This window comes from Streptomyces sp. NPDC054765 (assembly GCF_053612065.1).
This window is the reverse complement of sequence record NZ_JBSHBP010000120.1, coordinates 1-11,174: the sequence shown is the minus strand read 5'-3', so window position 1 is coordinate 11,174 and position 11,174 is coordinate 1. Positions and strand designations below refer to the sequence as shown.

The following is an 11,174-nucleotide window of genomic DNA, read 5'->3' as shown; positions in this document are numbered from 1 at the left end:
TCCCGCTTCAGCCCGGAGGCCGAGGCGGCCCGCTCGCCGCATGCGTACAAGCCGTTCGGGACCGGTGAACGCGCCTGCATCGGGCGGCAGTTCGCCCTCCACGAGGCGACCATGCTGCTGGCCCTCCTCGCCCACCGCTACCGCCTGATCGACCACCGCGACTACCAGTTGCGCATCAAGGAGACGCTGACCCTCAAGCCCGACGGGTTCACCCTCACCCTCGCCGCCCGGACGCCCGCCGACCGGGCCGCGGTCCGCGCCGCGCTCGCCGTACTCCCCGGCGGCGCCGCGAGCACCGGGGGCGACGCGGCCACCGACGAGGGCCTGCCGACCCGCGTCCCCCAGGGCACCGGCCTGCTGCTGTTGCACGGCAGCAACTACGGCACCTGCCGCGAGTTCGCCGAGCGGCTCGCCGACGAGGCCACCGGGCTCGGCTTTGCCGCCGACGTGGCGCCGCTGGACGCCTACGCCGGTGCGCTGCCCGCCGACCGGCCCCTCGTCATCGTCGCCGCCTCCTACAACGGGCGGCCCACCGATGACGCGGCTGCCTTCGTCGAGTGGCTGAACACCGCGCAGGACGGCGCCGCCACCGGCCTCCCGTTCGCCGTCCTCGGCGTCGGCGACCGCAACTGGGCCGCCACCTACCAGCACATACCGACCCTCATCGACGACCGGCTCGACGCGCTCGGCGCCCACCGGCTGCTGCCGCGCGCCGAAGCCGACGCCTCCGGCGACCTGAGCGGCACCGTCAAGGAGTTCACCGCGGCGCTGCGCACCGAGCTGCTGACACGCTACGGCGACCCGGCGAGCATCGGCGCGAGCGCACCGGACGCGGCGGACACCGGCTACACCGTCACCGAGATCACCGGCGGCCCGCTGGACGCGCTCGCCGCCCGCCACGGCCTCGTCCCGATGACCGTCACCGAGGCCCATGACCTCACCGCGCAGGGCTGGTCGCGGCCCAAGCGCTTCCTGCGGATCGCGCTGCCGGACGGCGTCGGCTACCGCACCGCCGACCATCTCGCCGTGCTGCCGGCCAACGCCCCGGCCGCCGTCGAGCGGGCCGCCCACGCCCTCGGCGCCGACCTGGACACCGTCCTCGCGCTGCACTCCGGCCGCCGCGCGAGCCGCGACACCCTGCCCGTCGACCGCCCCCTGACAGTGCGTGAACTGCTCACCCATCACCTGGAGTTGGGCATGCGCCCGACACCCGGACAGGTCGCGCAGCTCGCCGCCCACAACCCCTGCCCGCCCGAGCGCCTCGCGCTGGAGAACCTCGCCGAGGACGACCCGCGCACCCTGATCGACCTGATCGAGGCCCACCCGGCGCTGCGCGGCGCCCTGCCCTGGCCGACGGTCCTGGAGCTGCTGCCGCCGCTGCGCATCCGGCACTACTCCCTGTCGTCCACGCCCGCGGCCGACCCCCGGCACGCCGACCTGATGGTCTCGCTGCTGCCCGGCGGCACCGGCTCGGCCCATCTGCACGCGCTGCGGCCCGGCGACACCGTCCTGGCCCGCGTCCAGCCCTGCCGCGAGGCCTTCCGCCTCGATGCGGCCGATGACACCCCCGTCATCCTGATCGCGGCGGGCACCGGGCTCGCGCCTTTCCGCGGCGCCGTCGCCGACCGCCTCGCCGCGGGTCAGAAGGCGCCCGCCCGGCTGTACTTCGGCTGCGACGATCCCACCGCCGACTTCCTGCACGCCGAGGAGTTCGCCGCGGCCGAAGCCGCCGGAGTCATCTCCGTACGCCCCGTCTTCAGCGCCCGCCCCGAGAACGGCCACCGCTTCGTCCAGCACCGGATCGCCGCCGAGGGCGCCGAGGTGTGGGAACTGCTGCAGGCCGGTGCGCGGGTGTACGTCTGCGGTGACGGCAGCCGGATGGCGCCCGGTGTACGGGCCGCCTTCCGCGAGCTGCACTGTGCGTCCACCGGCGCCTCGCCGCAGGAGTCCGAGGCCTGGCTGCGCGAACTGACCGCCTCCGGCCGCTACATCGAGGACGTCTACGCGGCGGGCTGAGGCCCTAACCCCCGGCGGGCTTATCTCCCGGCCTGCCGGGGGCACACCGTACACATTGCCCTGAAGGTCCTTTGGCCTCTGGAGCCGCATGAGGAGAAGCGTGAAGGCAGACTCCAGTCACCGTGCACTTAAGGGAAGCGGTCAGTCTGTTCACCGCGCACAGTTTTCCCTTTTGCCGCCCGGACGCTGAACAGAATCGATCGCACACCGCGACCAGTCCAATTCCCCCCTTGCACCGAGTTCGTCGAGGACGACCCGGTGGAGCCTGGCTCAGACCCGGTCCCGGCTCCATCGGGCGAAGTTTTTTGCCGGTAGACGGTGGGCCAGGCCGGCCCGAACACCGGCGGCAGCTGCCGCCAGGTGCACCCCGAGGTGGCCACGAAGATGATCGCTGCCAGGCATTCACGGTCGCCGGCTCGGCGACGTCCGCTGCCCTGCGGGCGTATGACTTCCGTCGGCGGGGCCACCCGCCGGAACAGAGTCCTGATGGGCAGCCGGTACGTGGTGGAGAAGGACACCAAGTCGACGGCCGGCGAACGGGCGCTCCCGTTGCCCGCTCCGGTGCTGGCTGCCCTCACGTCGTTCAAGGCTCTCCAGGCCAAGGAGAAGCCGGCTCTGGGGGAGGCTTACGTAGCCCCCGGCTACGTCCTGGTGCACGAGACGGGCGTAGCGTTCACGATCAAGCAGCTCCGTCGACGCGCGTACCGGCTCATGGATCTCCTTGGTCTCCGTCGCGTTCGGGTATACGACGCTCGTGCGTCGTGCTTCACGTACCTGGCGAACAAGGGCGTGCCGGACCACATCCTTGCGCGGTGGGCCGGACACACGAACGCGAAGACCACCAAGCGGTGGTACGTCAAGCCGGACGTGGAAGATCTTCGCGAAGCCGCCACAGCATGGGATGGCTTGCACGGGGTTCCGACCCCAGCACGTGAGAAATTGTGAGATCTGAGAGCGTGAAGGGGGTGAGTGAGATATCGACACACCCTGCAAGGCCGCTTTGACGGGCCAGAAGACGCGCCGGTCCTGATCACGAGCAAGGCACCCGCGTCCGTACCAGCGGCTCATGGTGAGCTACGACGAGCCGGGTCATCCGGTTGTCTACGTCGTCTCGACGATGAGGCCCTGACCTGCGCAAACTCCGCTTCGGGCGTGGCCGGCGGGCACACTCCGACGACTCTTCCTGACCCGGGTGTCAGGATCTTGTCAGAGAGTCGGTAGCTTGGCCGGGTGAGTGAGAAGACCCTGCAGCACCGGATCGATGGCCCCGACGACGCCCCCGTACTCGTACTGGGCGCCGCGCTCGGGACCACCTGGCACATGTGGGACCGGCAGATCCCCGAGCTGACCCGCCACTGGCGCGTCATCCGTTTCGACCTGCCCGGACACGGTGGCTCGCCCGCCCACGCGGCGGCCTCCGTCGCCGAGCTGGCCGACCGGCTGGTCGCCACCCTCGACGCGCTGGGCGTGGACCGCTTCGGCTACGCGGGCTGCAACATCGGCGGAGCCATCGGCGTCCAGCTGGCGCTCACCCGCCCGCACCAGGTCACCTCGCTGGCCCTGGTGTCCACCTCACCGCGCTACGGCACCGCCGATGCCTGGCGCCAGCGCGGCGTCGTCATCCGCACGAACGGACTCGACCCGATCGCCCGCACCGCCCCCGAGCACTGGTTCACCCAGGGCTTCGCCGGTGCCCAGCCCGCGATCGTCGAATGGGCCGTCCAGATGGTGCGGACCACCGACCCCGGCTGCTACATCGCCGCCTGCGAGGCGCTGGCCTCCTTCGACGTACGGTCCTCCCTCGGCCGGATCGGCGTCCCCACGCTCGCCGTCGTCGGCTCCGAGGACCAGGTCACCCCGACCACCGATGCCCGCTCCCTCGTTGCCGGGATACCGGACGCGAGCCTGGCGCTGGTGCCCGGCACCTCTCACCTCGCGCCCGTCGAGCAGCCCTCGGCCGTCACGGAACTCCTCATCCGGCACTTCTCCACGGCCTGGCACGACAAGCCGGGCCCCGGCGGCCAGACCGCCATCGGTGCCGCCGCCCCCAAGCCGCAGATCGCGCCCCCGCAGGCGCCGCCCGCCGCCATAGAGTCCGGCTTCGCCCAGCCGGAGCAGGCCCGCGGAGCCACCTACGAGGCGGGCATCAAGGTCCGCCGTGAGGTCCTCGGCGACGCCCATGTCGACCGGGTCGAGGCCGCCGCCGACGACTTCACCGGCGACTTCCACGACTTCATCACCCGCTACGCCTGGGGCGAGACCTGGACCCGGCCGGGCCTGGACCGCCGCACCCGCAGCATCATCACGCTCACCGCGCTGGTCGCCCGCGGCCACCACGACGAACTGGCGCTGCACACCCGCGCCGCCCTGCGCAACGGCCTCACCCCCACGGAGATCAAGGAAGTGCTGCTGCACACCGCCGTCTACTGCGGCGTCCCGGCAGCGAACTCCGCCTTCGCGGTCGCCCAGCGGGTGATCCGGGAGGAGACGACGCCGGAGCGGTGAGGGGCGGCACCCCGGTGTCCCGCAGCCCGGTGTCCCGCAACCCGGTGTCCCGCAGCGGAACGTGCCGCGGCGGAGGTCCCGGAGCGCACCACCCGCGGTCGCCACAGGCAAGATGGCCCTATGGAACTCACCAAGAAGGCGCATGCCTGTGTCCGGTTGCAGAAGGACGGGCGCACGCTCGTCATCGATCCCGGTGTCTTCAGCGAGGAGGACGCGGCCGTCGGTGCGGACGCGATCCTGATCACCCATGAGCACATGGACCACTTCAACGAGGACCGGCTGCGGGCGGGCATGGAAGCCAATCCGGCAGCCGAGATCTGGACGCTGGCCAGCGTCGCCGGGCAGCTCGCGGGCGCGTTCCCCGGCCGGGTGCACACGGTCGGCGAGGGGGACACCTTCACCGCCGCCGGCTTCGATGTGGAGGTGCACGGCCAGCTGCACGCCGTCATCCACCCCGACATCCCGCGCATCACCAACGTCGGCTACCTCATCGACGGCGGCACGGTCTTCCACCCGGGCGACGCCTTCACCGTCCCGCAGGGCCGTACGGTCGACACCCTGCTGCTGCCCGTCCACGCCCCCTGGAACAAGGTCGCCGAGGTCATCGACTATGTGCGAGAGGTCGCGCCGCAACGCGCCATCGACATCCACGACATCCTGCTCCAGGATCACGCCCGCCCGATCTACGACGCCATGATCGACAAGCTCGGCGGTACCGATCATGCCCGGCTCGCCCCGGGCCACGGCACCACGCTCGACTGAGGGCCTGACTGTCAGTGCCTCGCGGTAGGTTTACCGGCATGCGCATCGCGACCTGGAACGTCAATTCGATCACTGCCCGCCTCCCGAGGCTGCTGGCCTGGCTGGAGAGCACCGGCACGGACGTGCTGTGCATCCAGGAGACCAAGTGCACCGCCGAGCAGTTCCCGTACGACGAGCTGCGCGAGCTCGGCTACGAAGCCGCGGTCAACGCCGACGGCCGGTGGAACGGTGTGGCCCTGCTGTCCAAGGTGGGGCTGGACGACGTCGTCCTGGGCCTCCCCGGCGGCCCGGACTACGACGGGGTGCAGGAGCCGCGGGCGGTGTCGGCGACCTGCGGTCCGGCCCGGGTGTGGTCGGTGTACGTCCCCAACGGCCGCGAGGTCGGCCATGCGCACTACACCTACAAGCTCGGCTGGTTCGAGGCGCTGAAGACGGCGGTCGCCGAGGACGCGGCGGGCCCCCGCCCGTTCGCCGTCCTCGGCGACTACAACGTCGCACCGACCGACGAGGACGTCTGGGACCCGGCCGTCTTCGAGGGCTCCACCCATGTCACGCCCGCCGAGCGCGCCGCCCTGACGACTCTGCGCGAGGCGGGCCTGTCGGACGTCGTACCGCGCCCCCTCAAGTACGACCGGCCCTACACCTACTGGGACTACCGCCAGCTCGCCTTCCCCAAGAACCGCGGGATGCGCATCGACCTGGTCTACGGCAACGCGCCGTTCGCCAAGGCCGTCGCGGACGCCTATGTGGACCGCGAGGAGCGCAAGGGCAAGGGCGCCTCGGACCACGCCCCGGTCGTGGTGGACCTGGAGGTCTGAGCACACCGGCCGAGGAGCCGGGCGCCGACGGGGGCAGCATGCTCCCGGGCGCCCGTCGCGGTTCCGGCGGCGGTGCCGAACGGGGCACGCGTACGCCGCGCGCCTGTGGCCGCGACCACAGGTCGGGTGGGACCCTGCACACCATGAACATGTCTTTCCTGGACAAGTGGCGCAGGCGTCAGCACGCACACCGGTCCGTGCCGCTCGCGGAGTCGGTGCGCGCCGACCCCGAAAGCGTCGTCGAGCTGCTGTCCGAGTGCGAGCTGCTGCGGGCCCAGGCAGCCGCCGCGGGCGTGGAACTGGACGACTCCGTACGGTCGTTGGAGGCCCTCGACCAGATGCAGCCCGTATGGCGCGACGACCCGGAGGTGCTGCCCTGGCTCGGCAACGACGCCGGTCTCTACCTCGGCACGGTGCTGGTCCGTACGGTACGCGGCGCCGTCTGGCACGTATGGCCGGACGGGCAGCCGGTGGTCCGGCTGGAGTCCGGACGGGAGATCGACGTGGTGGCCACGGGTCACGAGTGGGCCGATACCGGTGCGCCCGAGTTGTCGCAGGTCTACGCCGAGGTGTCCGAGACCTGACCGCCGGCCGGGCAGCCCGGCGCGACGTCCCCGCACCGGCCTCGCGGCACGTTCATCGGTAACCCTGACTTATCCGCCCATCTCCGTGCATACGTGCGTGTCAGTAAAGAAGCGCCCTATTTGCCCCGGTAGGTTGCGGTCTCCGCGCTGTACGGATGAGAGTGGGCGGGTCTGCAGATGGCCGGTGATGCGCTGATTGAACTGCGCGGCGTCAACAAGCACTACGGAAAACTGCATGTCCTCCAGGACATCGACCTCACCGTCGGCCGCGGGGAGGTGGTCGTGGTCATCGGGCCCTCCGGGTCCGGGAAGTCCACCCTGTGCCGGGCCATCAACCGCCTGGAAACCGTCGAGTCGGGCACCATCGAACTGGACGGCCGGCCGCTGCCCGAAGAGGGCCGCGCGCTGGCCCAGTTGCGCGCCGAAGTCGGCATGGTCTTCCAGTCCTTCAACCTCTTTGCGCACAAGACCGTGCTGGACAACGTGATGCTGGCGCCGATAAGGGTCCGGAAGGCGAAGAAGGACGAGGCCGCGCGCCGCGCCCGTGAACTCCTGGACCGGGTGGGGCTCGCCGACCAGGCCGGCAAATATCCCGCGCAGCTCTCCGGCGGCCAGCAGCAGCGCGTGGCCATCGCCCGCGCCCTGGCCATGGACCCCAAGGCCCTGCTCTTCGACGAGCCGACCTCCGCCCTCGACCCGGAGATGATCAATGAAGTGCTGGAGGTCATGCGCCAGCTCGCCCGGGACGGCATGACGATGGTCGTGGTCACCCACGAGATGGGCTTCGCCCGCTCCGCCGCCAACCGTGTGGTGTTCATGGCCGACGGCCGGATCGTCGAGGACCGCACCCCCGAGGGCTTCTTCACCGCGCCGCGCAGCGAACGGGCAAAGGACTTCCTCTCCAAGATCCTCAAGCACTGAACGGGGGTGCCGTGATGCCGCACAGCCACTCCTCGCCCCTGCGCCGCGCCCTCGTGGCCCTCGTGGCCCTCCTGCTGGCCGCCCTCGGGCCGGCCCTCGCCGGCTGCGGCCGGGAAGGCAGTCCGCCGGTCAAGGGCCCCAAGGGCAGCGAACTGCCCCGCTACCCGGTCGCCGAGAACTTCTCCCTGCCTGGCTCCCCGACCTGGGTGCGGGCCAAGCGCCGCGGCCACCTCGTCATCGGCGTCAAGGAGGACCAGCCCTACCTCGGCGAGAAGGACCCGGCCACCGGCCAGTACACCGGCTTCGACATCGAGATCGCCAAGATGATGTCCGCCGCCCTCGGCTTCCCGCCCCACACCATCGAGTTCAAGACGATCGCCTCCGCCAACCGCGAGACGGCCCTGCAGAACGGCCAGATCGACCTCTACGTCGGCACCTACACCATCAACGACAAACGCAAGAAGCTGGTGGGCTTCGCCGGTCCCTACTACATGGCCGGCCAGTCGCTGCTGGTGCGCACCGACGAGCACCACATCCGGGGGCCGCAGGACCTGGCCGGCAAACGGGTCTGCTCGGCGGCCGGTTCGACCCCGTACCAGCGCATCCAGGCCGACTACCCCAAGGCCGTGCTGGTCGCCTACGACACCTACTCGGTGTGCGTCGACAACCTGCTCACCTACCAGGTCGACGCGGTCACCACCGACGACGCGATCCTGCTGGGCTACGCCGCCAAGGTGCCCGACGAGCTGAAGGTGGTCGGCAAGCCGTTCTCCAAGGAGCCCTACGGCATCGGCCTGCCCCGTGGCGACAACGCGCTGCGGTTCGCGCTCGACGATGCCCTGGCCGCGAACGAGAAGAACGGCAACTGGCGGAAGGCGTACGACGCGACCCTCGGCCTGTCCGGCGTTCCCGCCCCCGAGCCGCCCCCGATCGACCGCTACCCGGCGACCTGAGCCGCCAAGGAACTGACCGATGAACGTTCTCCTCGACAACCTCTCCCTCTACGGGGAAGGCCTGCTGGGCACCGTCGAACTCACCGTCTACGCCTCGCTGCTCGCCCTCGTCCTCGGTTTCCTGATGGCCGCGTTCCGGGTGGCGCCGGTCGGCTCCTTGCGGGCCTTCGGCACGGCGTGGGTGACGGTGCTGCGCAATACGCCGCTGACGCTGCTGTTCTTCGCGGTGGTGCTGGGACTGCCGCGCTTCGGCCTCGTCCTGCCCTTCAAGCTGTTCGCCGTCCTCGCGCTGGGCTGCTACACCTCCGCCTTCATCTGCGAGGCGGTGCGCTCGGGCATCAACACCGTGCCGGTCGGGCAGGGCGAGGCGGCCCGCAGCCTGGGCATGACCTTCCCGCAGACGCTCGGTGGCATCGTCCTCCCGCAGGCCTTCCGCTCCGTCATCCCGCCCATCGGCTCCACCCTGATCGCGCTCGCCAAGAACTCCGCGATCGCCGGCGCCTTCAGCGTCACCGAACTGCTCGGGGTCTACAAGCCGCTCAACGAGATGGGCTACAGCATCATCTGGACGTTCGTCTGGATCGCCGCCGGCTATCTGCTCGTGACCTTGACCATCAGCGCGCTCTTCCACGTGCTGGAGAAGCGTTTCGGAGCCGCCCGATGACCACCGCCCTCTACGACGTCCCGGGCCCGCGGACCAGGCAGCGGCACCGGCTCTACGGTGTGGGCTCCACGGTCGTGATCCTGGCGCTGACCGGCTGGATCATCTACCTCCTCTTTGCCACCGGCCAGTTCACCGCGGCGAAATGGACTCCTTTCACCTACAAGGGCATTCAGGAGCTGCTGCTGCGGGGCCTCGGGAACACCCTCAAGGCCTTCGGTCTCGCGGCGGTGCTGTCGCTGGCGCTGGGCGGGGTGCTGGCGACCGGGCGGCTCTCCGAACACCGGCTCGTGCGCTGGGTGAGCACGCTGCTGGTGGAGTTCTTCCGGGCCATGCCCGTACTGGTCATGATCTTCTTCATCTATGTGGCGCTGAAGGCGGAGCCGCTGGTCGCGCTGGTCGCCGGACTGACCCTCTACAACGGCTCGGTGCTCGCCGAGGTCTTCCGTACCGGCGTCAACTCCGTCGACCGTGGCCAGCGGGAGGCCGCTTACGCACTCGGCATGCGCAAGACCCAGGTCATGACGCATGTCCTGGTGCCGCAGGCGGTCCGGGCGATGCTCCCGGCGATCATCAGCCAACTGGTGGTCGCCCTCAAGGACACCTCTCTCGGCTACCTCATCACCTACGAGGAGTTCCTGCACGCCGGCAAGCTGATCGCCTCCAACCTCGACTACGACCTGCCGTTCATTCCCGTCGTCATGATCATCTCGCCGATCTACATCGGGATGTGCATGCTGCTGTCCTGGCTGGCCAACTGGGTCTCCAAGCGCCAGCGGCGCAACCCCAAGGTCGAAGCCGTCGAGGTGGCCGCCCCGGAACCGGTCACCTTGCTGCCGGGCGGCCATCAGCCGCCGGCGCCTCGGCCGTGACCGGGCGGCGCGGACCGAGGTGGGCACAAGCCGCAAGCCATCGGTGGGGGCCGGTGAACGCATGTCTCAGCAGTCGTCCACAGCAAAAAACCAGCGCTAAACCACATTCATACCTGAAAGAGTGAAATGTTAGCAAATTCCCTCAGGGTGGGGCCGCATGGGCCGAAGGGAAGTACAGGAAGCGGCAGTGAGCCGCTTGGATCGATCGGGAGATTTTTATGTCACGGATCACGCGGGTGACTGCCTTGGCCGCTCTTGCGGCAAGCACGGCCCTGGGTGGAATGTCGGCAGCGTACGCAGACAGTGGCGCGGCCGGCGGCGCGGCCAATTCGCCGGGAGTGGTGTCGGGCAATGCGATTCAGATCCCGGTCCACATTCCGGTCAACGTGTGCGGCAACACCATTAATGTCGTGGGGCTGCTGAACCCGGCCTTCGGCAACACCTGCCTCAACGGTTCCATCGAGCGCCAGGTGAGCGTCCGCCGCCACATCGTCGAGCACCACCACCACCACGTCATCAAGCACATGAAGAAGCACACCAAGAAGAAGCACCACAAGAAGCACCACCACCACCACCGCCCGATCGGCGGCGTGCACACCGGCGGCGGCGGCCTGGCCGGCGTCGGCCGCTAGGCCGACCGGATCGCAGAGGTTCCACCTGCCCGAGAAGTACGGGAACCGGCGAGGTCCGCAACCGGCTACGGATGCGGGCCGCCCATGGCACCCGGGAGCGTGCGTTCACCGCGCCGATGACCCGGGCCGTACGCCGGTGAGGACCTGAACCGGACGGTTTTGGTGGACTCCGCGATCGAGCACACCCACCGGCACGCGGCCGGGGCCCGCACCAAAGGGCCCCGGCCGCTTGTCATCCGGGAACATCTCCGACAGCGCGGCATCCGCCTCGCCGGTCCTGCCCGAGCGAGCGGCCGCCTGCGGGACGCCACCTCGCGGGCCTCTCCTCCGGTCCGCCCGGCGCCGGCCGCACACCGTTCTAGGGCCTGTGTGTGGTTGTGATCAATCAGTTGCCTGCAGGAGGTCATTGACCCAGATCATCGAGGCGCGGAGGTGGAGGCCGGCGAGGTA

Annotated in this window: 10 protein-coding genes and 2 pseudogenes; 11 read left to right on the top strand and 1 reads right to left on the bottom strand. The window is 70.1% G+C overall.

The annotated features are described in order from the left end of the window. The coding region (locus tag ACWGJY_RS36720) for a bifunctional cytochrome P450/NADPH--P450 reductase (RefSeq protein ID WP_453265239.1) at nucleotides 1-2,016 on the top strand (2,016 nt) is incomplete at its 5' end. 137 nt (nucleotides 2,017-2,153) lie between these two features. On the opposite strand, the pseudogene ACWGJY_RS36715 reads toward ACWGJY_RS36720, so the two are convergent. Continuing rightward, a pseudogene (locus tag ACWGJY_RS36715) lies at nucleotides 2,154-2,537 on the bottom strand (transposase); the annotation flags it as partial. Between ACWGJY_RS36715 and ACWGJY_RS36710 the strand changes: the two are divergent. From ACWGJY_RS36710 to ACWGJY_RS36665, 10 genes and pseudogenes are all read left to right on the top strand, one after another. Beyond that, nucleotides 2,461-2,961 (top strand): tyrosine-type recombinase/integrase, encoded by a 501-nt coding sequence (locus ACWGJY_RS36710; protein WP_453265238.1) that lies wholly within the window; start codon nucleotides 2,461-2,463, stop codon nucleotides 2,959-2,961. The pseudogene ACWGJY_RS36715 and the gene ACWGJY_RS36710 overlap by 77 nt on opposite strands. 285 nt (nucleotides 2,962-3,246) lie before the next feature. Next, nucleotides 3,247-4,521, top strand: coding sequence for a bifunctional 3-oxoadipate enol-lactonase/4-carboxymuconolactone decarboxylase PcaDC (gene pcaDC / locus ACWGJY_RS36705; protein WP_453265237.1), 1,275 nt, complete (start codon nucleotides 3,247-3,249; stop codon nucleotides 4,519-4,521). A gap of 120 nt (nucleotides 4,522-4,641) precedes the next feature. Continuing rightward, on the top strand, nucleotides 4,642-5,283 hold the full coding sequence (locus tag ACWGJY_RS36700) for an MBL fold metallo-hydrolase (protein ID WP_453265236.1): 642 nt from the start codon (nucleotides 4,642-4,644) through the stop codon (nucleotides 5,281-5,283). A gap of 38 nt (nucleotides 5,284-5,321) precedes the next feature. Next, on the top strand, nucleotides 5,322-6,101 hold the full coding sequence (locus ACWGJY_RS36695) for an exodeoxyribonuclease III (RefSeq protein WP_453265235.1): 780 nt from the start codon (nucleotides 5,322-5,324) through the stop codon (nucleotides 6,099-6,101). A 143-nt stretch (nucleotides 6,102-6,244) separates the two neighbouring features. Further along, nucleotides 6,245-6,685, top strand: coding sequence for a DUF6278 family protein (locus tag ACWGJY_RS36690; RefSeq protein ID WP_453265234.1), 441 nt, complete (start codon nucleotides 6,245-6,247; stop codon nucleotides 6,683-6,685). A gap of 177 nt (nucleotides 6,686-6,862) precedes the next feature. Continuing rightward, nucleotides 6,863-7,606, top strand: a complete 744-nt coding sequence (locus ACWGJY_RS36685) for an amino acid ABC transporter ATP-binding protein (RefSeq protein WP_453265233.1) — start codon at nucleotides 6,863-6,865, stop codon at nucleotides 7,604-7,606. Nucleotides 7,607-7,620: 14 nt separating this feature from the next. After that, nucleotides 7,621-8,559: a glutamate ABC transporter substrate-binding protein gene (locus ACWGJY_RS36680; RefSeq protein ID WP_453265232.1), complete on the top strand. Its 939-nt coding sequence runs from the start codon at nucleotides 7,621-7,623 to the stop codon at nucleotides 8,557-8,559. 19 nt (nucleotides 8,560-8,578) lie between these two features. Beyond that, on the top strand, nucleotides 8,579-9,223 hold the full coding sequence (locus ACWGJY_RS36675; protein WP_453265231.1) for an amino acid ABC transporter permease: 645 nt from the start codon (nucleotides 8,579-8,581) through the stop codon (nucleotides 9,221-9,223). Beyond that, on the top strand, nucleotides 9,220-10,092 hold the full coding sequence (locus ACWGJY_RS36670; protein ID WP_453265230.1) for an amino acid ABC transporter permease: 873 nt from the start codon (nucleotides 9,220-9,222) through the stop codon (nucleotides 10,090-10,092). Before ACWGJY_RS36675 ends, ACWGJY_RS36670 begins: the two co-directional genes overlap by 4 nt. Nucleotides 10,093-10,310: 218 nt before the next feature. Then, nucleotides 10,311-10,544 (top strand): annotated as a pseudogene (locus tag ACWGJY_RS36665) (chaplin); the annotation flags it as partial. Nucleotides 10,545-11,174 lie beyond the last annotated feature (630 nt).